17 protein-coding genes and 1 pseudogene are annotated in these 21,728 nt (G+C 63.4%); 8 read left to right on the top strand and 10 right to left on the bottom strand.

Going from position 1 to position 21,728, the window contains the following annotated elements; genetic code table 11:
* Positions 1-123 precede the first annotated feature (123 nt).
* From ASE04_RS15725 to ASE04_RS15705, 5 genes are read right to left on the bottom strand one after another with little or no spacing between them, the layout of a single operon-like run.
* Positions 124-1,194 carry an LLM class flavin-dependent oxidoreductase gene (locus tag ASE04_RS15725; RefSeq protein WP_056818822.1) on the bottom strand — a complete coding sequence of 357 codons (1,071 nt, stop codon included), beginning with the start codon at positions 1,192-1,194 and terminating at the stop codon, positions 124-126.
* A 51-nt stretch (positions 1,195-1,245) separates the two neighbouring features.
* A complete protein-coding gene (locus ASE04_RS15720) occupies positions 1,246-2,400 on the bottom strand; it encodes an acyl-CoA dehydrogenase family protein (RefSeq protein WP_056818820.1) in 1,155 nt (384 codons plus the stop codon).
* A 17-nt stretch (positions 2,401-2,417) separates the two neighbouring features.
* A complete protein-coding gene (locus tag ASE04_RS15715) occupies positions 2,418-3,455 on the bottom strand; it encodes an ABC transporter substrate-binding protein (RefSeq protein WP_056818819.1) in 1,038 nt (345 codons plus the stop codon).
* 10 nt (positions 3,456-3,465) lie between these two features.
* Positions 3,466-4,644: an LLM class flavin-dependent oxidoreductase gene (locus ASE04_RS15710; RefSeq protein ID WP_056818817.1), complete on the bottom strand. Its 1,179-nt coding sequence runs from the start codon at positions 4,642-4,644 to the stop codon at positions 3,466-3,468.
* Between the two features lie 25 nt (positions 4,645-4,669).
* Complete coding sequence (locus tag ASE04_RS15705; RefSeq protein WP_056818815.1) at positions 4,670-6,277, bottom strand: ABC transporter substrate-binding protein; 1,608 nt, start codon at positions 6,275-6,277, stop codon at positions 4,670-4,672.
* Positions 6,278-6,551: 274 nt separating this feature from the next.
* Here ASE04_RS15705 and ASE04_RS15700 point away from each other — a divergent pair, with 274 nt between their 5' ends.
* The 7 genes from ASE04_RS15700 (at position 6,552) to ASE04_RS15670 (ending at position 14,369) form a co-directional block, all read left to right on the top strand.
* Positions 6,552-7,541 (top strand): ABC transporter permease, encoded by a 990-nt coding sequence (locus ASE04_RS15700; protein WP_056818813.1) that lies wholly within the window; start codon positions 6,552-6,554, stop codon positions 7,539-7,541.
* The gene (locus ASE04_RS15695) at positions 7,538-8,542 is read left to right on the top strand and encodes an ABC transporter permease (RefSeq protein ID WP_056818811.1); all 1,005 of its coding nucleotides are present in this window, start codon (positions 7,538-7,540) and stop codon (positions 8,540-8,542) included. The genes ASE04_RS15700 and ASE04_RS15695 overlap by 4 nt, the downstream gene beginning before the upstream one ends.
* The gene (locus tag ASE04_RS15690; RefSeq protein WP_056818808.1) at positions 8,542-9,534 is read left to right on the top strand and encodes an ABC transporter ATP-binding protein; all 993 of its coding nucleotides are present in this window, start codon (positions 8,542-8,544) and stop codon (positions 9,532-9,534) included. The genes ASE04_RS15695 and ASE04_RS15690 overlap by 1 nt, the downstream gene beginning before the upstream one ends.
* Positions 9,515-10,450, top strand: coding sequence for an ABC transporter ATP-binding protein (locus tag ASE04_RS15685; RefSeq protein WP_056818806.1), 936 nt, complete (start codon positions 9,515-9,517; stop codon positions 10,448-10,450). Before ASE04_RS15690 ends, ASE04_RS15685 begins: the two co-directional genes overlap by 20 nt.
* A gap of 13 nt (positions 10,451-10,463) precedes the next feature.
* Entirely contained in the window at positions 10,464-11,522 is a 1,059-nt protein-coding gene (locus ASE04_RS15680; protein WP_056818804.1) for an aldo/keto reductase, read from the top strand.
* 83 nt (positions 11,523-11,605) lie between these two features.
* A complete protein-coding gene (locus ASE04_RS15675) occupies positions 11,606-12,847 on the top strand; it encodes an acyl-CoA dehydrogenase family protein (RefSeq protein ID WP_056818802.1) in 1,242 nt (413 codons plus the stop codon).
* Positions 12,848-12,953: 106 nt separating this feature from the next.
* Complete coding sequence (locus tag ASE04_RS15670; protein ID WP_056818800.1) at positions 12,954-14,369, top strand: FAD/NAD(P)-binding protein; 1,416 nt, start codon at positions 12,954-12,956, stop codon at positions 14,367-14,369.
* A gap of 69 nt (positions 14,370-14,438) precedes the next feature.
* On the opposite strand, the gene ASE04_RS15665 is transcribed toward ASE04_RS15670, so the two are convergent.
* The gene (locus ASE04_RS15665) at positions 14,439-16,055 is read right to left on the bottom strand and encodes an ABC transporter substrate-binding protein (protein WP_056818798.1); all 1,617 of its coding nucleotides are present in this window, start codon (positions 16,053-16,055) and stop codon (positions 14,439-14,441) included.
* Between the two features lie 299 nt (positions 16,056-16,354).
* Between ASE04_RS15665 and ASE04_RS15660 the strand changes: the two genes are divergently transcribed.
* On the top strand, positions 16,355-17,365 hold the full coding sequence (locus ASE04_RS15660) for a LysR substrate-binding domain-containing protein (RefSeq protein ID WP_056818796.1): 1,011 nt from the start codon (positions 16,355-16,357) through the stop codon (positions 17,363-17,365).
* Between the two features lie 15 nt (positions 17,366-17,380).
* Here the strand turns inward: ASE04_RS15660 and ASE04_RS15655 are convergent.
* From ASE04_RS15655 to ASE04_RS15640, 4 genes and pseudogenes are all read right to left on the bottom strand, one after another.
* Positions 17,381-18,599: pseudogene (locus ASE04_RS15655) on the bottom strand (acyl-CoA dehydrogenase family protein).
* 13 nt (positions 18,600-18,612) lie between these two features.
* A complete protein-coding gene (locus tag ASE04_RS15650; protein WP_056818794.1) occupies positions 18,613-18,954 on the bottom strand; it encodes a DUF3088 domain-containing protein in 342 nt (113 codons plus the stop codon).
* A gap of 10 nt (positions 18,955-18,964) precedes the next feature.
* Positions 18,965-20,323 (bottom strand): LLM class flavin-dependent oxidoreductase, encoded by a 1,359-nt coding sequence (locus ASE04_RS15645; RefSeq protein WP_056818793.1) that lies wholly within the window; start codon positions 20,321-20,323, stop codon positions 18,965-18,967.
* 11 nt (positions 20,324-20,334) lie between these two features.
* Positions 20,335-21,513, bottom strand: a complete 1,179-nt coding sequence (locus ASE04_RS15640) for an acyl-CoA dehydrogenase family protein (RefSeq protein ID WP_056818791.1) — start codon at positions 21,511-21,513, stop codon at positions 20,335-20,337.
* Positions 21,514-21,728 lie beyond the last annotated feature (215 nt).

Below are 21,728 nucleotides of genomic sequence, written 5' to 3'. Positions count from 1 at the left end.
CGGCTGTCTGCGAAGGAAAGAAAACGCCACGTGCTGAGAGCGCAGGGTGGGTGAGGAGGCCTCGTGCATTAGCTTGCTGCGGAGACACTCCTGATACACCCTCAACATCTCGCCACTCACACCTCAGTCACGCAAGAGCGGCAGCAAGTCGGTTCCTTGACGTTTGATCTCCGAGAGATAAGGCGTATCCGAGAGCACGAAATGGGTGATGCCTAGGTCCTGGTATTTGCGCAGCGACCTCGCGACATCTTTGGCCGAGCCGACCAGCCAGGTCGTGCCGGCGCCGCCGCCGCCAAATTTACCGGGAGCGGTGTAGAGGTTGTCGTCGAGAACGTCGCCCGTCCGATGCAGGTCGAACAGTCGCTGTTGGCCAACGGCGACCGCCCTGCGGTGATCGCTCCAGCCGGCGCCGTTGCCCTTGGCCATGTCCGCCACCTTCGCCTCAGCGTCGGCCCAGGCCTGCTCGGTCGTGTCGCGCACCAGCGTGGTGATCCGCAGCCCGAATTCGAGCGGCGGCAGATCCCGGTCAAGCTCGCGGCTCAGCGCCTTCAGGCGCTCGATGCGCTCGCGGACACCGTCGAGCGGCTCGCCCCAGAATAACTGCACGTCCGCCTCGCTGGCTGCGACCTTTTCCGCTGCCTCGGAGGCGCCGCCGAAATAGAGCTTCGGATGGCGACGGGCTCCGTGCGCCTTGATGCGCGGCACGACGGTTGATTCCGCGACACCGAAGTGCTCGCCCTCATAGCTGACATTCTCCTCCGTCCAGAGCCTGCGGATCAGCCGCATGAACTCCCTGGTGCGGGCGTAGCGCTGTGCCTGGCCTCCCTCGCTGTCGCCATAGGCGGCGAGATTGTCGAGGCCGGAGACGATGTTGACGCGAACCCTGCCGCCGGTGAGATGGTCGAGCGTCGCGGCAGCCGAGGCGAAATTCGCGGGCCGCCAGTAGCCGGGGCGGATCGCGATCAGCGGCTCAAACGTCGTCGTGCTTGCTGTAAGTGCTGCGGCGACGGTGAAGGTGTCCGGTCTGCCCCAGCCTGTTCCGATGAGCGCGCCTTTCCAGCCATGCTCTTCGAGTGCGCGGGCCTGTTCCGTCAGCGTGGCGAGGCTATTGTGATTGTCGAAGACCGTATCGCCACGATGGCCCGGTCTCGTGTCGTTCGGAATATACCAGAGGAACTCGCTGTCTTTGCTCATGTCGGCCTGCGCTTGTGAAATCAAACCATGAAACCCGAGGTCATCATCCCGCTATCGTGATGCGAGGCGGCTGAGCGCGTTGCGGGCGGCGATCGTACGGATCATGTGGCTTTGCGGCGCGTGGGAGCGCGCCGTGATGGCGTCGCGATGGTGGCGTTCCAGCTGGAAGTCGCGATTGAGGCCGGGATTTCCGGCAAGCTCGAGGGCGAGGCTGGTGATGGCGACCGCGTTGTCGATGACGACGTGGCGGACATGCATGCCATCAAGTCCGACGACCTTGCCGGCATCGACGTCCTCGCCGAGCGAGCGCAGCAATCGGGCATTGGTCGCCAGCCGCACCTCGATTTCTCCCAGGCCGTCCTGAATACGGGGAACGGTCGAGAGCGGCGCGCCGAGGCTTGCCGGCGTGTGGTGGGCGGCGAAGGCGAGCACCCGATCGCGCGCGGAAAGCGCAACGCCGTGGTAGACCGCGCCGATCAGCGAGAAGAAAAAGGCGGTTGCGTGTTCCTCGCGGCGCAGCGGCTCGGAGGCCGGCTGGGCTTCGATGATGTCTTCGAGTGGAATGACGACGTCGTCGAGGATGATGTCGTCGCTGGCCGTCGCATGCATGCCGGCGGCGTTCCAGGCCTTTTCGATGCGCAGGCCGGGGCTGTCGGTCGGAACGAGGAAGGAAGCCAGGCGCGGTTCCGGCTCGTCGGTCAGCGCCAGCAGCGCCACCCATTTGAGAACGGCGATGCCGGTCACGTAGCTTTTGTGGCCGGTGATGCGCCAAGTGTCGCCGTCGCGGCGGGCGATGGTCTCGGGCAGCGCACCGTGGGCTGGAGAGCCGATGCGCGGCTCTGCCTGGGCGGCGTTGATCAGGGCCGGGCCGAGCCGGTTGGCGGAGAGCACGCGTTCTGCCAGATGGGCCGGCCACTTGGCGAAGCGGCGCAGGCTGTAGTGGCTGTTATAATGCATGGCGAGCACGAGCGCGGTCGACGGTTCCCCGCGCGCGATCTCGCTGATCACGGCTTGCGCCTCGGCGAGCCCGCCGCCGTGGCCGCCATGCTCGGGCGCGGTCACCAGCCCAAGCAGCCCAGCCTCGAAGAGACGCGTGAAGTTCTCAAACGGGAAGTCTCCCGTCGCGTCATAGTGCGCGGCGCGTTCGGCGAAGTCGACGGCGAGACGCCTGGCCTTGTCGACCGGATCGATCTTTTCCTGAAGCATGATGGTCTCTCTCCCGATCAGGCCACGGCGCGGCGGTCGAAGGCGTCGATGTGGCGGCGGTCGACCCAGTCGGCGATGTCGAAATCCGCGGCGAGGAAGCCGAAATCGCGCAGGAAGTCCTTGTAGTGGCCGATCGCGTCCACCAGTTCGGGCTGCAGGCCAAGCCCGAGGTGCTTGTGGATGTCGGGGCCATTGGCGGCGAGAACCTGTTCTTCCGTGGCGCCGGCCTCGCGTGCGACGAAGCGTCTCGTCTCATCGGGATGCGCCTCGGCCCAGGCGCTCGCCCTGAAGATCGAGTCCAGCAGGCGCGCGACGAGATCCGGCCGCTCGTCGGCCAAAAGCTCGTCCACCGTCAGCACCCGCGGCGAGCCGGAGTTGATGCGGATTTTCGGATCGGGGTGGAAGCCGAACTCCGCCACCTGAATCGCGCCGATGAGGTTGGCGACATTGATGCCCGCCGTGCCCTTCACATAGATGGCGTCAACGTCGCCGCGAATGAGCGCCGCGACTTCCTCGCCATAGGCCTGCCGACGCTTCAACCCGAAGAGCGATGGACCTTCCTGCGTCGACAGCACGGAGTCCGAAAGCGCGACATCGACGATCTCGACGTCATCAAGCACCAGGCCTTCGAGCGAGAGGGCGGAAATAAGGCCCTTGAGAGCCGTGGCGCGCATGAAGTCGACGATGCCCTCGGGCCTGCGAGCGATGCCGAAGCGACGGCCCTTCAGATCCCTGGTGGTCTTGATGCCGGTTTCCGGCAGCGTGATGATCGCCTGGAACTCGTCGGTCCAAGTTATGCCGATCAGCCGCGTCTTGCGGCCCTCGGAACGGGCCCGGATCGGCGGTACATTGCCGCCATGGCGAAACGACCAGTCGAGCGTGTGGTTGAAGTGACTTTGGCGGATGTTGCGGTCGGGAGAATCGATGATCGACTTCAGCGTCACGCCGTCCTTGCGGAAGTTCTCCTCGAGATAACCGAGCTGTGCCGCAAGGCCGACGGGTGTCGGCACCGGGCAGCGCGTGTACCAGATTTCGGAAATGGCATTACTTGTCATGGCGTTTCTCCTAGTGTCGCAGGCCGGCTTGTTTCATCAGCGGCAGGACGTCGGTGCCGAAGAATTCAAGATCGTCGCGGAAGTCGAAGAAGCTGAGCTGCAGGCCATCGACGCCGGCCTCCTTCAGCTTGACGAACTGATCGACCACCTGTTCGGGCGAGCCGATGACGCGAATGTTGCCACCGATCGCGCGGTAGGGATCCTGCGGATCACGTCCCTTCCATGCCTGCGCGTCCGAGTTCAGCGACTGGAAGCCTTGCGGCGAACGCTGGTCGGCATGGGCGACGATGCGGTCGGCGAGCTCCCAGGCCTCTTTCTCCGTCGGCCGGCAGATCACCATCGGGTTCAGCAGTGTGCGCACGGTGCGCCCGACGCCGATCGCTGCGTCCTTGACGCGTTTCGTGTGCGCCGGCAGCGATTGCAGCGCGCTGTCGATGTCGGCGCCTGTCGGGCTGGTGATGAAGACGATATCCGAGTAGCGTCCTGCAAAGGCGATGCCGGCATCCGAACCCGTGGCGTTGACGAGGATCGGGCGGCCGAAATTCGGCTTCGGCGTTACGAAGCCGCCGCCGAGCTTCCAGCTGCTTTCGCCTTCGAAGGAGAAGTTCTCGCTGTCGCTCCAGAGGCGCTGGACGACTTCGAGGAATTCGGCCGCGAGTTCATAACGCTTGTCGTGCTCGATGCGCGGCCAGCCGAACATTTCGTGCTCGACCGCCCGGTGACCGGTGACCACGTTGATGCCCCAGCGCCCGCCGGTGATGTGGTCGAGCGTTGCGCCGAATTTCGCCAGATGCAGCGGATGCCAGGGCCCGTAAAGCACATGCATCGTCGAAATCAGCATGATCTTCTTGGTGAGGCCGGCAAGTGCTGCCGTCGAGACGAAGCTGTCGAGCGCATGGCCATCGAAGACGCCGCCATAGCCGCCCTTCGGCAGCCATTGCGACAGCGCGAAGACCAGATCGAAGCCGAGTTCCTCGGCCCTGAGTGTCAGGGCCTTGTTGTAGTCGAAGCGCCAGTCGGTCGACCGCTCGAGTGTCGATTGCGTCCAGCCGCCGGCCTGAATTGGCAGGAAGAGACCGAGGAGGACAGGCTGCCTGAGTGCCTGCGACAGCGGGCTTTCGGGAAAATCGGTCGGAGCGGCGAATTTCGGCAGGCCGACGATCGATCCGGGTGGGTGTTGAATGGACATGGATAGGCTCCCGTTTGCTGAACGATCAGGATGCTGCGACGTAAGCGAAGGCGAGGCTGCCTGCGATGCCTTCGCCACCCACCGTGTGATCGGAAATCCGCTTGTTGTAGATCGTCAGTTCCGGTTGGCTGACGATGTCGATCGCCGGGACGTCCTCGACGAGGATCTGCTGGATCTCGCGCCACTGCTCGACGCGCTTTTTCGGATCGACCTCGATGGCTGCTGCCTCGAGCAGTTCATCAACCTTGGGATTGCTGTAGGCCGCACCGTTCGAGAAGGGGACGCCCGGCTTGAAGTTCTTGCTCCAGTAGAGGCGCTGGACACCGACTGTCGGGTCGAAGAGGTTGCTCATGCCCTCGAAGGCGAAGTCGAAGTCGCGATCGGTGTAGATACGCCTCGTGTAGGTCGCGAAATCCTGGCTGCGGACCTTGGCGTTGATGCCGACCTTTGCCAAGGCCTGGCGGATATACTCGGAGCCGCGCGGATAGGTTTCGCCACTCGGCACGTAGTCGAGATTGATGCTGGCGCGTATGCCATCGGCGCCGCGCGGGTAGCCTGCCTCGTCGAGGAGCTTCTCAGCCGCGGCGAGATCGATCGGATATGTCTTCAGGTCCGGCACGAACCATTTTGCAAGGTTGGGGTTGATCGGGCCGGGGATCGCGGCGCCATAGCCGTAGTTGATGGTGTTGAGGATGACGTTGCGATCGATCACGTGAGCGAATGCGCGACGCACGCGCACGTCCTTGAAGAAGGGTCGCTCAAGGTTGAACTCGATGCGGCTGACGCCGTTCTGGTACTGATAGCCATTGGTCTCGAAAGCCAGCCCTTCAGCGCTCTGCAGCCTTTCGAGGTCGCTGAGAGGCACGGGCGTCGAAGGGGCCAGATCGATTTCACCGGTCTCGATAGCGATCGAGCGAGCGGCGGCATCCGAAATGAAGCGGATGATAAGCTGATCGAGATAGGGGCGGGGCTGGTCCCAGTAGTCGGGGTTGCGCTCATAGACGAGATGGCTGCCGCGCACCCATTCCTTGAACTTGAACGGACCGGTCCCGATCGGCGCCAGGTTGGCCGGGTTCTCGGCGACCTTGGTTCCCTCGTAGACGTGTTTCGGCACGATCGGCGTTTCCGATGCGGCAAGAGCCGTGATCAGATAGGGCGCAGGCTTTGACAGTTTGAGGATGGCGGTCTGCGCGTCGGGCGTTTCGATATCGATGAGATTGAGGAAAGTATTGCGTCCGCGCGGGTGCACTTCCTTCAGCGTCTTGATCGAGAAGGCGACGTCGGCGGAGGTGAAAGGCTGGCCGTCATGCCACTTCACACCCTCGCGCAGCTTGAACGTATAGGTCAGGCCATCAGGGCTGACTGTCCACTCCTTGGCCAGTAGCGGTTTCGGATTGAGCTCGAAGTCATAGGTGAGAAGCCCTTCCGTCGTCTTCGGCGAGACATAGACCGCATTATAGGCCGTATGGGCGATCGTCGTCAGGACGGGCGGCTCCGCAGCCAGAAGGAGCGTTGCGGTGCCGCCGCGCGTGGCCACCGCCGCAAAGGCCGGAAGCCGTGCTGTTGCGGTGACGCCGAGTGCGACCGAGGCCAGGAGAAAGTTGCGGCGTGTGGGTGCAGGGAATAGTGACATCGTGTTCAACCCTCATGAGCTCGGGGCCATCTTGGCCCGTTTCAGTGCCATTCCGCAGATCGTTCGTGCTTTAGAGTTTTTTGCCTCGTCGCTTCAACGAAGTGGTACAAAATGCTCAATAAGAATTATATGCGGTACGGTGTTTCTAAGAGTTCGCATTATTGCGGTTTCATTGGAATTATTTACCAATATGGATTTGACAAAATCAACAGAATTAGTCAACTACTGAGCGACAAGACGAGGTGAAATCTTTTCAGATCGCGAGGTGGGGCACATGTCGGCTTACAGGCGGATCGGTCGAACGATCAGCAGGACGATCATTCAGGCCGTGCCTACGATGCTCGGGATCGTCATCCTGAATTTCTTCTTTTTGAAGCTGGCGCCCGGTGATGCGGCCGATGTGATGGCGGCGGAATCGGGGTCAGCGACGGTCGAGACGATGGCTGCACTGCGAGAGCGGTTCGGGCTCGACAATCCGATCCTGGTTCAGCTCGGTAACTACCTCAACAACCTTGCGCATTTCAGTCTCGGCTTCTCACCGCGCTACGGCATGCCGGTTGCCGATCTGATCGGTCAGCGTTTGCCGGGCACGCTTCTTCTCATGCTGACGGCGCTCGCCATCGCGATTGCGGTCGGTTTGTTGCTGGGGTCGCTGATGGCAGCCTTCTCCGGGCGCCTGCCTGACCGGATCATCTCCGTCGTCTCGCTGCTGTTCTATTCGATCCCCGGATTCTGGATCGGCCTGATGCTGATCCTTCTCTTCTCTGTCAAGCTTGGCTGGCTGCCGAGTGGCGGCGACAGCACGATCGGTTCGCGGTTGACGGGCTACCGGGAACTGCTGGACAGGGTGCGCTACATGATCCTGCCGGCGACCTCGCTTGCGCTCTTCTATCTGGCGATCTACGCCCGGCTTACCCGCGCCTCCATGCTTGAAGTCAAGTCGCAGGATTTCGTGCGTACGGCTCGCGCCAAGGGCGTTTCGCCCTTCGTGCTGACGACGCGGCACGTGCTTCGCAACGCTCTCATCCCGATTACGACCATGGCCGGCATGCACTTTGGCGGCATGCTGGGTGGCGCGGTCGTGGTCGAGACCGTCTATAGCTGGCCGGGGCTCGGGCGCCTTGCCTTCGAAGCCGTCATGGCGCGCGATTTCAGCGTGCTGCTTGGCATCCTTCTGCTTTCATCCTTCCTCGTGATCGTCGCCAACGCGGCCGTCGATCTTCTGCAGGCGTGGATCGATCCCCGAATTGGAGCAAGCCGATGAACAGTCAGAAACTTGGAACACTGGCCGGACGGGCAATCGACTTCTCGCCGCAGGCAAAGGCAGAGGCCAACCAGCCGGTTCCGGAAGCGCCGAAGCAGCCGCGGTGGACGCATATCCATGCACCTGATGTTCGCGCTTCCGTCTCGGGCACGGCCTGGCGCGGCATGCGCCGCGAGCTGAAGATCTTCCTCGGCAACTACAACGCGCTTTTCGGCACGGGCATTCTGCTGCTTGTCGCTCTGTCGGCCCTGTTCGCGCCGCTTCTCTTTCCCGACGATCCGCTCGAAATGGTGGCGCGACCCTTCCTGTGGCCCGGGCAGAATCCGGCCTATCCGCTCGGCACGGATTCCATGGGCCGCAACGTGCTTGCCGGTATCGTTCATGGCGCGCGGATATCGCTTACCGTCGGGCTCGCGGCCACCGCGCTGGGGCTGACGGTCGGGATCGCGGTCGGAGCCGTTGCCGGCTATTTCGGTGGCTGGATCGACACCGTACTGGTCAAGTTCATCGAGATCTTCCAGACCATTCCGAGCTTCGTTCTGCTTGTCGTTCTCGTCGCTATCGCCCAGCCGACGACGGCAACCGTGACCATCGCCATCGCGATCGTCTCCTGGCCGACGGTGGCGCGCCTGACGCGTGCCGAATTCCGGGCGATCCGCGAGAAGGATTACGTGCAGGCCGCTCGCAGCCTCGGCTTCGGTCATACCCGCATCATCTTCCGCGAGATCCTTCCCAATGCGCTGCCGCCGCTGATCGTAACGTCGTCGGTGATGGTGGCAAGCGCGATCCTCATGGAATCGGCACTCTCCTTCATGGGGCTTGGCGATCCCAACCGCGTTTCCTGGGGTTCGATGATCGGCGCCGGCCGCGATGTCATCCGCACTGCCTGGTACCTGACGGCGCTGCCGGGGCTGGCGATCGTCTTCACCGTGCTTTCGCTCAACCTGATCGGCGATGGGCTGAACGATGCGCTCAATCCTCGCTTCTCGGAGGAACGCTGATGGCCAAGCTGCTGGAGGTTTCCGATTTCTCTGTGGGTTTCGGGTCGGCCGAACCTGTGAAGGGTGTGAGTTTCTCGGCCAATCCGGGCGAGATGCTCGCGATCGTCGGGGAATCCGGCTCCGGCAAGTCGCTGACGGCGCTCGGCCTGATGGGGCTGCTGCCGCGGCACGCTAAGGCAGGCGGTCAGATCCGTTTCGACGGGCGCGACCTTGTCGGCCTCCCGGAACGAGACCTGCGCCGCATCCGCGGCCGCGACATCGCCATGATTTTCCAGGAGCCGATGACCTCGCTCAATCCGGTGCTGACGATCGGCGACCAGATCATCGAGGTGCTGCGCATCCATGAGGACCTGAGCCGGCGCCAGGCGCGGGAGCGCGCCATAGCACTTCTCGATCTCGTCAGCATTCCCGAGGCGCGCCGCCGCATCGACGACTATCCGCACCAGCTTTCCGGCGGCATGCGCCAGCGCGTGATGATCGCAATCGCGGTCGCCTGCAATCCGAAGCTTTTGATCGCCGACGAAGCGACGACGGCGCTCGACGTGACGATCCAGGCGCAGGTGCTGCAATTGCTCGATAATCTTCGCGTGCAGCTGAACATGGCGGTGATCCTAATCACCCACGATCTCGGCATCGTCGCGCAATGGGCGGACCGCGTCGTCGTCATGTATGCCGGGCGCAAGATCGAGGAGGGGCTTCCGGGTGAGGTGTTCGAGAAGCCGTATCACCCCTACACCAACGGCCTCCTGTCGGCATCGCCACGCCTGAAGGCCGATTACCACTACCGCGACGGGCCGCTCTCGGAAATTCCGGGCTCGATCGTTTCGGCGGCGGGCGAGAAGGGCTGTTCGTTTCGTCCGCGCTGCACGGTCGCGCGACCCTCCTGCGCTTCCGTGGTGCCGCAGCTGATCTCTTTGTCGGCCGGCCGGCAGGTGGCGTGCCCCTATGTTCCAGCCATTGCGGAGAAGACGCATGTCGCTTCTGTCGGTTGATCGCCTCTCAACCCATTACGCCGGAGCCGGCGGCACCGTGCGCGCCGTTGACGGCGTCTCGCTCGAGATCGCCGAAGGTGAGACGGTGGCGCTGGTCGGCGAATCCGGTTGCGGCAAGTCGACACTCGGCAAGTCGCTGGTGCGGCTCGTCGATCCGTCTTCCGGAAATGTCACTTTCAAGGGCAAGGACGTCACCGTCATGGCGGGACGCGAACTGCAGTTGGTCCGGCGCAGCATCCAGATGATCTTCCAGGATCCCTTCGCCTCGCTCAACCCGAGACAGACGATCCGCACGATTCTAACGGCGCCGCTCGCGGTCCACGGCATCGGCGAGCGCAAGCAGCGCGAGGCGATCGCGGCGCAGATGGTGACCCATGTCGGCCTGCCTGCGGATTCGCTCGATCGCTTTCCGCACGAGTTCTCCGGCGGCCAGCGCCAGCGGATCGGGATCGCACGCGCCCTGATCCTGCAGCCGGAACTGGTCATCTGCGACGAGCCGGTTTCGGCGCTCGACCTGTCTATCCAGGCGCAGATCCTGAACTTGCTGGTCGAGATGAAGACGGAGCTGTCGCTCTCCTATCTCTTCATTTCGCACGATCTCTCGGTCGTGCGCTATTTCGCCGACCGCGTGCTCGTCATGTATCTCGGTCGCATCGTCGAGAGCGCGCCGACGAGCGAGCTGTGGACGGGCGCCAAGCACCCCTACACGCAGGCGCTGCTTGCGGCGGTACCCGATCCGTCGCGGCGCAAGCAGGCGGCGCCGATATCAGGCGATCTGCCGAGCCCGCACAATCCGCCCTCCGGCTGCCGTTTCCATACGCGCTGTCCGCTCGCCACCGATATCTGCCGGGCAGAAGACCCGGTGTTCCGCCAGTTCGGCAACGGCCACGCCGCCGCCTGCCATCACGCCCAGTAAGAAGGAGAATACAATGGTCGATTATCGCTATCTCGGGCGCAGCGCGCTCAAGGTGTCACCGCTCAGCTTGGGAACCATGATGTTCGGCGGGCCGACGCCCGACGATGTAGCATTCCGCATCATCGACAAGGCGCGCGAGCAGGGGATCAACTTCATCGATACGGCCGACGTCTATCACGACGGCAAGTCGGAAGAGGTTGTCGGCAAGGGCATCAAGGCGCATCGCGATCATTGGGTGCTGGCGACAAAGTTCGTCAACTCCCACAAGGAGGGGCCGAACCTCGGCGGCCAATCGCGCAAGTGGGTGATAGAGACCGTGGAGAATTCGCTGCGCCGCCTCAACACCGACTATATCGACATCCTCTATTTCCACCGTGCCGTCTTCGACGCGCCGCTGGAAGAGCCGGTGCGCGCCATCGCCGACCTTATCCGCGCCGGCAAGCTGCGCTATTTCGGCGTCTCCAACTTCCGCGGCTGGCGCATCGCCGAGATCGCGCAGCTGGCCGATGAACTCGGGATCGACCGTCCGGTGGCGAGCCAGCCGCTCTACAACATCGTTAACCGCACCGCCGAAGCCGAGCAGTTGCCGGCCGCCCATCACTATGGCCTCGGCGTCGTCTCCTACTCGCCGCTAGCCCGTGGCGTGCTGACGGGCAAGTACGAGCCGGGCAAGGAGCCCGCCGCCGACACCCGCGCCGGCCGCGGCGACAAGCGCATCCTCGAGACCGAATGGCGTCCTGAATCGATCGCCATCGCCAGCGAGATCGCCGCGCACGCCGCCCGCAAGGGGATTTCTCCGACCGAGTTCGCGCTCGCCTGGGTGCTGAACAACAAGCTGATCTCGGCCGCGATCACAGGCCCGCGCACGGAAGAACATTGGGACAGCTATATCCGCGCGCTCGACGTCAAGCTCGACGCCGAGGACGAGGCGCTGGTCGACCGGCTGGTCACGACCGGCCATCCCTCCACCGCAGGCTTCAACGACCCGAGCCATCCGGTCGAAGGCCGCGTGCCGCGGAGCGCGGCAGCTGGCGCCGACAACGTCGTGCCGCTGGCGCGCGCCGTCGCCTGATCATGGCCTCTTGATGACAAGACAGGAACCCGCCGCTCAGGCGGGTTCCTGCAACCTATTTCCCCGGCCGAGAAGGGTCCCGCATGCCGAACACCGCTCCCGCATCACTGTCCCCAACGCCCACGCAAGAGGGCGGCGAGCTATCGACGCTGCTGGCGAAGATCCCGACGCTTGCGGCGGAGATCGCGAAGGATGCGGCCAAGCGTGATCTAGAGCGGGAACTTCCCTTCGAGGCTTTCCGCCAGTTCAAGGAAGCGGGGCTCGGCGCGTTGCGCATTCCCATCGCGCTCGGCGGCCCCGGCGGTTCGGTTGCCGATTACATCGAGATGATCATGGCGATCGGCGCGGCGGATTCGAATGTCGCGCATGCGCTGCGCAGCCATTTTAATTTCACCGAAACCCTCATTCTCACACCCAACACGGCGATTGACCGCACGCAGCTCGGCCGGGTTCTGTCGGGCAAGCTTTTCGGCGGTGCGCACACCGAGCAGGGCACCAAGCGCCCGGGCGAGGTGACGACGCGGCTGACGAAATCGGGTGACCACTACCGCCTCAACGGCCGCAAATGGTACGCGACGGGTACGGCTTTCTCAGACGTCGCCTCCTTCAGCGCCAAGAACGACGACGGCGCGTTCGTCAGTGTCCTGCTCCCAGTCGACCGCCCCGGCATCTCGATCCTCGATGACTGGGACGGCATGGGCCAGCGGTTGACGGCAAGCGGCGGCGTGCTGCTTGAGAACGTCGAGGTGCTGCCGCATGAGATTTCCACGCGTGGGCTCAACACGTTGGTCGGCCGACACACCTCGACCCTGCGGCAGCTCCACCTCGCGGCCTCGATGGCGGGCACGGTGCGTGGCGCGCTGGCCGAAGGCACCGATTATGTCCGACGGCAGGCACGCTCCGCCGCCCACAGCGCCGCCGAGACCGCCAATGCCGATCCCTTCGTCCAGAAGATTTTGGGTGAGATCGCCGCGGGCTCCTTTGCCGTCGATACGCTGATCCGCGAAAGCGCCCGTGCGCTGGACAAAACGGCAGAGCTTTTCGGTGCAGGCGATCCGGGGAAGCTCGAAGTCGCACTGATCGAGAGCGCGCTGGCGACGGCACACACGCAGATCGTCGCGTCGCAGATCGCGCTGGCTGCCGCCACGAATGTCTTCGAACTAGGTGGCGGCTCCGCGACGTCGCGCCAGCTCAATCTCGACCGGCATTGGCGCAACATCCGCACAGTGCTCAATCACAACCCGCTGCTGCACAAGGCGCGTGTGATCGGCGATTTCTACATCAACGGAACCACGACGCATCTCGAGGAAGGCAAGGTCTTCTAAGGCGGCGGCCGGGTCCATCCGGAATCCCTGACTGATCAACCAACGCCGCACATCGCTGCGGACCCGAGAGATTTGCCCCATCTACCGCGATGGGAAAGGAGGCTCATTGCGTATCGATCGTATTCCGCATCACTCCGTTGCCATCGTCGGGGGCGGCTTCGCCGGCGCGGTGACCGCGCTCAAGCTGCTCGACCGAACCGACGTGCCGCTGGCCATCACGATCATCGAGCGCCGGGAAGAGCTTGGTCGCGGTATTGCCTACAGCACGATGGAGCCCGTCCACCTCGTCAACGGACCAGCTGAGATCTTCTCTCTCCATCCCGAAGACCCTGATCATCTCTCACGCTGGCTGGTCGAGAACGGCCCGGCCAATGGCTGGACGCCGCCGACAGAGGTGAGCTCAAGCAGTCCGCCGCGCTATCTCTACGGAACCTATGTGCGCGACGAACTCGCCCGCGCCGCGGCAAATGCGCGGCGCGGCTCGACGCTGCGGCATGTAAGGTCAGCTGTATCGGCACTCGTGGCGGCGCCGAACCGGATCCGGATCACGATCGCCGACAGTACCGTCGTCGAGGCCGACGAGGCGGTGCTGGCTCTCGGCGCCTTCCAGCCCCGGCTGCCGGCAACGGAATCCCAGCTTGCCGGCCATCCGCGTTTCGCGGCCAATCCTTGGGACGCACGCGCGCTCGACCGGCTGGTCGACTGCAATGAAATTCTGCTGATCGGTTCCAGCCTGTCGATGGTCGATGCGATCGCCAGCATGGAGGCGAGGGGCTTTCGCGGGCGATACCGCGTGGTATCGCGCCGTGGCCAGTTCGTGGAAGGGCGCAGGACCGTCGAGACGGCGCGCGACTTCCTGGCCGATGGGCCGTTACCGGCAACCGCGCGCGAGCTGCTAAAACGCGTCAAGGCGGAGCGGCGGGCGATTGCGGCTGATGGCGCGGACTGGCAAGGTCTGCCTCTGGCGATCCGGCCGCATATTCTCTCGCTGTGGCAGGGCGCCAGCGATCGCGAGCGGCTGCGGTTCACGCGGCATCTCAGGGCCTTCTGGGACGTGACCGCGCATCGCTCGGCGCCGGAGAGCCACCAGATAGTCGAGCGTGTCATCGAGGAAGGCCGGCTGACGCATGGCCGCGCCCGCATCCTCGGATTTGCCGCCGAGGATGGCGATATCACCGCCAGGCTGAAGACAGGGGCTGATATCGAGACTGTGTCCTTCGACGGTGTGATCGATTGCCGTGGGCATCAGCTGCATGACTGGCGCCGTATTGCCGACCCCTTCGTGAAGAACTTGCTCGCCAGCGGCGAGGTTCGTCCTCACAGCACCGGCTACGGGATCGATGCGACGCCGGCGGGCGATCTCATCAACGAGGAAGGGCTTGTTCACCGCAACCTCAGCGCTATCGGGCATCCGCTGCGCGGCGTTGCGTGGGAATCGAGCTCGATCACCGAGCAGCGCGCCCAGGCGATCGCGCTTGCCGATCGCATCCTGGCGAAATTCACGCCGATCCGCGTCGCCTGATCTTATCTCTGAATGCAGAAAGGGGCGCCGCGAGGCGCCCCTTTCTCGTGCAGGCTCGGCCTCCGCGCCTCAGCCTTCGCCATCCTTGATGTAGACATCCGCGAAGTTGGACTGCACACCCTCAGCCCCGATCGTGTGGTTCTTGACCCGCTTGTTGAAAACGGTGACGTTTTCGAGCGCGATCAGGTTCACCACCGGCACGTCTTCGGCGATGATCTTCTGGAAGGCGAAGAACTGCTCCTTGCGTTTCGCGTCGTCGATCTCGACGGATGCGGCTTCGAGCAGCTTGTCCACCTCCGGGTTGGCATAGTGGCTGGCGTTCGAGAAGGGCAGGCCGAGCTTGAAGTTCTTCGACCAGTAGATGCGCTGCACGCCGAGCGTCGGATCGAACTGGTTGCCGAGATATTCGGCCGTCACGTCGAAGGCACGGTCGGTGTAGACCTTCTTGATGTAGGTGGAGAAGTCGTAGGAATCGATCGTAGCGTTGATGCCGATCCGCGTCAGGTTCTGCTTCAGATATTCGGCAACCCGCTTGAAGCCTTCATTGTAGGAGTTGTGGGTGAGACGCAGGTCGAAGCGTACCCCATCAGCGCCGCGCTTGTAGCCAGCTTCATCCAGCAGTTGTTCAGCCGCCTTCAGATCGAAGGCATAGGGCTTGATCGATGTGTCGAGGTAGCGCGGCAGGAAGGTGCTGATCGCTGTCGGCGATACATGGCCATAGCCGTACCAGACGGTGTTCAGGATGACGTCGAGGTCGATCGCGTGGGCGATGGCGCGGCGAACGTTGACGTTTTTCAGATACTGATTGTCGAGGTTGAAGATCAGCTGTGTCTGATCGCCCTTGGTCTCGTAGCCACGTGAATCGACAGCGATGTTGGGGAGCGCCTTGACGCGTTCCAGATCGCTCAACGGGATCGGATTGTCGCCGCCGATGTCGAATTCGCCGGTCTCAAAACCGGCCGCGCGGGCTGCACCATCGGGCACGAAACGCACGATGACTTGGTCGAGATAGGGTTTGCCCGCGTCCCAGTAGTCAGGGTTGCGCTCGAGAATAATGTGCGATCCACGCACCCACTCCTTAAAGACGAATGGTCCGGTGCCGATCGGCGCGCCGCCGTTCGGACTGGTCGGCACATCGGCGATCGCAACGCCGTCATAGACGTGCTTCGGCACGATCGGGGATTCAGCCCCGTAAAGCGCGCTGAGGAGATAAGGAGCCGGTTTGGAAAGTCTGATCACGGCGGTGAGCGGGTCAGGCGTTTCGATCTTGGTGACATTGGCGAAGGTGCCGCGACCGCGCGGGTGAACCTGTTTCAGAAGCTCGATCGAATAGGCCACATCACCCGACGTAAAAGGCTTGCCGTCGTGCCATTTCACGTTCGGGCGCAGCTTGAAGGTGTAGCTCAGCCCGTCGTCGCTGATCGACCATTCGGTGGCGAGCTGCGGCTTCGGCGTCAGGTCGAAGTCGTAGGTCAACAGACCTTCGGTGATCTTTGGGCTGACTTTCTGGGTGCCGCCGGCCGTGTGGGCGAGTGCGAGGATCGTCGGCGGCTCCGGCTCGACGATAAAGCTCAGTGTGCCGCCCTTTGTCGGCGCGGCAGTCTCGGCGAAGGCGTTGAGCGGCAGAAATGCGGTGAGAGCCGTCGCGGCGAATAACTTGCTGAGCTGGCGTCTGCTGATATCCATGAATACCCCCTGAATTGAGATGGACGCCTCTATCGAAGCGTCGTAGCCAGCATCATCGGGCAGCGTGGCGCAAAACCGGAAGAATGTTTTTCTCCCTGTCCGGGAAAGGAAAACTTCCCGTTGAGGATCCCGGTGGCCAGCGTCGGTCGCTTTAATCTACTAAAAATATAGACAATTCTCGAAAATGAGTTTTTGCATCCCCGATCGGTGCTCGCGGCGTAAGAAAATGTTCCTTTCTGCGGGAACGGAAGCAAAGCCGGTTCTCGTCTTCATGGGCGCGTCTGTGGTGCAATCAGCCCATGAGCACGTTCGCCGAGACCCGCAGAAAAACAATCCAGCCGACGCTTGCGCGGCTACCGCCGCTGACATCGCTGCGGGCCTTCGTCGCGACCGCACGGCACCTGAATTTCGTCCGCGCCGCCGAAGAGCTGCATGTAACGTCGGCGGCGGTCGGCCAGCAGATTCGCCTGCTGGAGGATTACCTCGGCCAGCCGCTTTTCAATCGCGTGCGTGGCCAGTTGCATCTGACACCTGCAGGTCTGGCCCTGGTGCCCGGATTGACCGGCGCCTTCGACGCCGTCCTCGCCGCCATGGCGCAGTTCGTCCAGAGCGACGATGAGCAGCCGATCCGCATATCCGTCGCTCCGTCCTTCGCAAGCAAGTGGCTGATCCCGCGACTGGACGCGCTGCGGCGCGCGGCGCCGGGGCTGCAGGTGCTTGTGGATGCGTCGACGCAGCTGATCAACCTTGATGCCGGCGATGCCGATTGCGTGATCCGCTACGGCAGCGGGCCGTATCCGGGACTCATCGTCGATCATCTCTTTTCCGAAGCCGTGCTGCCGGTGTGCAGCCCGGAGTTCGCCGATACCCATGGTTTGTGGGGCAAGCCGGAGGCAATCGAGGATGTGCCGCTCCTGCATGAAGAAGGGGCCGAGCGCGATCAGTCCTGCCCGGACTGGAGCGGTTGGCTGCGCGCGGCCGGGCTTGCCTATCGGCCGTCGCATGGTGGCTTCCGCCTCAACCAGTCTTCCCTTGTCCTCGATGCAGCTCTGGCGGGGCAGGGGTTGGGGCTCGGCAAGATCAGGCTGGCGGAAGCCGACATTCGCTCCGGACGGCTGGTCAGCCCCTTCGGTGTGCCGCAGCCGGTCAGTTCCTCCTACTTCTTCGCGACGACGGCACATACGGGGCGGCTGATGCGCGTCGATCTGTTCCGCGAGTGGCTGCTTGCCGAGGCGCGCGCCCTGCAGACAATGGACGAGATCATCGCCCGGCGAATTCGACCGGCGGCGGATATGATGGCGGCCGAGTAGGGCCGCCACTCAAGCTCATTGGAAAACACCCGGCTCGGGATAATCACCGGTCAGGAACCATGAACCGACGTTCCTGGTCTTGTACTCGGCCGGATTGTGGAGGGTGTGGATGCGGACATTGCGCCAGAAGCGGTCGAAGCCATAGGGGCGCACGGCCGAGCGGGCTCCCATCACTTCGAATATCTCGCTGGTGACCTCGAGTGCGACCTTGCCGGCCAACACATTGGCCGAGGCAACCGCGATTGCCGTGGCGCCACGCTCTTCCGCGGTCAGCGCCGGGCCCCTGGCGTAGGCGGCGTCGATGGCAGTCGCGGCACGGTCGGCAAGCGCTGTGGCGGCTTGCACCTTGGTCCAGAGCTCACCGTATTGCCGCTTGATCCAGGGATCGTCGGCATGGCGCTCGACCCCCGAATAGATCCAGGGGCGGGATTTCGTGATGGTGTAGTCGCGCGCTGCGATAAGGGCGCCCTGGGCGCTGCCGATGAAGACGTTGAGAAGAACGCTCTGTTGCTGCTGGGGTGCCAGCAACGATATGGCGTCCTTCGGACGTTCCGGCAGGATTTCGTCATCCGTGATCGAGACATCCTTGTAGAAAACACGGCCGCTGCCGGTCTGCCGCTGGCCGATGCCGTCCCAATCGTCGGCTATCGTTATGCCGTCGCGATTGGCGGGAATGTAGGCGAAGCTGCGGGCGTTTGTTTCCTCGTCTTCCCATGCGACCATAATAGTCGGCGACGTGCGAGCCAGAGGCGAATGGCCGATAGCCGTTCAAGAGGACGCCACCTTCGATCTTTTTGCCGAAGAGGCTCTTGGAAAAGCTGTTCGTGGTATTGCCCCAGAACCAGCGGCCTTGCGCCGAGCGCCGCAGGATCGCGGCCAAACGTTCGTCGTTGGCGTTGGTCAGGGCATTCTGGATCGGGCTGAAGTGATAGCCGAAGAGATGGCCAAGCGAACCGTCGACCTTGGCGAATTCGCGCACGATCCGAAGCGCCGTGGAGTAGGGTTGTCCCTCGCCACCGAACTCTCGGGGAATGAGGAGGTTGACGAGACCGCTCTCCTTCAGCAGCCGTATCTGCTCGATAGGGCGCCCGCCTTGTTGATCGCGCGCGACGGCATCAGTTGCAAAGATGTCGCGAAGTTCGGCGGCCTTGGCGAGGTAGGGATCAGTTCGGTCCGGCTCGAAGAGCACGGGCGGCAGTGCGGCTGGTTCGAAGCCTGCGGGCTTTACGGTCATCGTCGTTCCTCCATCAGTCATGCAATCGCGGGAAGCCATGTCGCTCGGCGAGAAGCTCGAGGATGCGGCTGGTCTTCGAGACGAAGCGCTTGCCTCTCCAGTCCGCGGCATCGGGGGGCGGGTTGGAGGCGAGCACCAGCACCGGCAGGGACTGGTTCTCTTCGCCCACCGCCTCGATCACCCGCGTGCGCGGACGGGGGAAAGGAACGCGGTGGATGTCGAGCCGGCTCGCCAGCTCGGGGAAGCTTGCAAGCAGCCCCTCGATCGCGTTGCAATGGGGGCAGACGAAGGTCTGGCCGGGCTGTTTCGGATCCGAGAAGCCGGGGGCGATGAGAAAAAGAGTGTCGCGGCTCATGTGTTTCCACTCACTCGGCCGCGACGGCACCGCCACGGGTGGCGAGGCTATTCTCTGGGCGCTTGAGACCAAGGTTCTCGCGCAGCGTGGACCCTTCGTATTCGTGGCGGAAAAGGCCGCGCCGACGCAGTTCCGGCACTACGAGCTCGATGAAATCGGAAAGCCCGCCCGGCATGATCGGCGACATGATGTTGAAGCCGTCGGCACCGTAGTTTTCGAAGCGCTCCTCCAGCTGATCGGCGATATCATCGGGCGTGCCGACGACCTGCCAGTGGCCGCGCGCGCCTGCGATGCGCAGGTAGAGCTGGCGGATCGTCAGGTTCTCGCGGCGGGCGAGATCCAGCACCAATGCCTGTCGGCTCTTGCCGGCATTGGTCGCGGGCGGATTTTCGGGTACGGGCCCATCCAACGGATAGTCCCTGAGGTCGACGCCCGAGAGTTGCGAAATCAGGTTCAGGCCGACCTCCGGCTGGATGAGCTCCTGCAGCGACTGGAACTTCTCCTCGGCTTCCGACCGCGTGCGGGCGACGACGGGGAAGATGCCGGGCAGGATCTTCAGGTCGTCATGCGAGCGGCCGTATTTGGCAAGCCGGCCCTTGACGTCGGCATAGAAGCCGGTTGCTTCCTCGAGCGTGATCTGGGCGGCGAAGATCGCTTCCGCGGTGCGGGTGGCAAGCTCCTTGCCGGGCTCGGAAGCGCCGGCCTGGACGACAACCGGCCGGCCCTGCGGCGAGCGCGGAATGTTGAGCGGGCCGCGCACCTTGAAGTGCTTGCCACTGTGGTTGAGCCGATGCAGCTTGGCCGGATCGAAATACCGGCCGCTTTCGCGGTCGCGCGGAAAGGCGTCGTCCTCCCAGCTGTCCCAGAGGCCGAGCACGACATCGGCGAATTCCCCCGCCCGTTCGTAGCGGTCGGAATGCAGGATCTGCGTCTCATGGCCGAAGTTGAAGGCGGCGTCGGGGTCGGAGGAGGTCACCAGGTTCCAGCCGGCCCGGCCGCCGCTCAGCCGGTCGAGCGAGCCGAACTGCCGGGCGAGATTGTAGGGATCGGAGTAGCTGGTGGAGGCGGTGGCGATCAGCCCGATATTGCGGGTGACGGAGGATAGAGCAGACAAAAGCGTGATCGGCTCGAAGGGGTAGACGCCGCTGTGGGCCTTGCGGCTGGCGGCCTCGACATCCTTGATGCGCGCGGCCACGCCGTCGGCGAAGAAGATCGTGTCGAACTTCGCCGCTTCCGCCAGCTTGGCCAGCTCCACATAGTTCTCGAACTCGGTGCCGACGGAGGCCTTGGGATGACGCCATGCGGCGACGTGGTGTCCGGTAAAAAGCAGAAATGCGCCGAGCTTGATCTTGTCCTTGCGTTTCGCCATTGCGGTTCCTTTCAGCGATAGATGGCCGGTACGGGGAATTCGCCGGTCAGCAGCCATGTGCCGACGGTGCGTTTCTTGTACTCGGCGGGATTGTGAAGCGTGTGCGTCCTGACATTGCGCCAGAAGCGGTCGAAGCCGTTGGCGGTCGTCGCCGAGCGGGCGCCCGTCACCTCGAAGACCTCGCTGGACACGGCAAGCCCGACTTCGCCTGCATAGACGTTGGCGGTCGCGATATCGATCGCGGCGGCGCCACGGTCGGCTGCGGTCAATGAGGGACCCTCGGCATAGGCTGCATCAAGGCTGCGGGCCGCCTTGTCGGCGAGCTCGGCTGCCGCCAGCGTGCGGATAAAGAGGTCGCCATACTGGCGCTTGATCCAGGGGTCGTCGACGTGTCGTTCGACGCCGGAATAGATCCAGGGCCGTGAACTCGTCGTCGTATAGTCGCGGCCTTCTTCCAGGATGCCTTGTGCGCTGCCGACAAAGACATTGAGAAGGACGCTCTGCTGGAGGAGCGAGGTCAGGGAGGACCAGGGCGTCAGCGGCACGTCGGGCGCGCTGATCAACTCGTCGTCATGAATTTCAAGGTTTACGAAGCGCACGGTGCCGCTTCCGGTCTGTCGCTGACCGATGCCGTCCCAGTCGTTTTCGATGACGATGCCGGCGCGGTCGGCAGGAACGGCAGCGGTCAATCGCGCGCCATCGGCGTTCTCCCAGGAAATCTGGATGTAATCCGCGACATGCGTGCCCGAGGAGAAGGGGCGGCTGCCGCTGATGATCCAACCCGTGGCGGTTCTTTTGCCGCTCGACGTCTTCGACAAGGCATTGCCGGAATTGCTCCAGATCCAGTTTCCTGCCGCCGAGCCGGTCAGCCACTTCTCTTTCTGCGCGGCCGAGCCGCGAAACAAGACGAGGTTGAGAGGCAGGTGGTGATAGCCGAAGAGATGGGCGATCGATCCGTCGGTCTTGGCGAATTCCCTGACGATGCGCAGGATCGTCAACCACGAGGCGCCCTGGCCGCCGTATTCCCTGGCGATCTGCGCAGAAGGGAGCCCGCTTTCCTTCAGGAGCCTGATCTGTTCGACGGGCCTCCCGCCCTGTTTGTCTCTCTCGACGGCATCGAGGTGAAACGCTTGGCGCAGCTCGCCCGCCTTTGCCAGAAGCGTATCGTCGGCATCTGTTTCGAACGGCATGTTGCCTCCCGGGAATAACGGTAACGGGGTGCGTTTGCCCCGCTATTTCCCGTCAACGGTTGGCTGGCCCGCCGTTCAAGTCCAGAAATATCTGGTTGATTTCGCGGAAAGAAATTCTTTCGCCGGGGCGCCGTATTTCGGCGTTTCGCCGGCTTGCTCTTTGGCGAAATCTCATCCTGCCGAAGCATGGAAATTGAGCAGCTTTTCCTTCGCAT

Source organism: Rhizobium sp. Root708 (assembly GCF_001429725.1).
Classification (GTDB): Bacteria; Pseudomonadota; Alphaproteobacteria; order Rhizobiales; family Rhizobiaceae; genus Rhizobium.
Note: the sequence above shows the minus strand (reverse complement) of the source record. Positions and strands in the feature narration are given on the sequence as shown.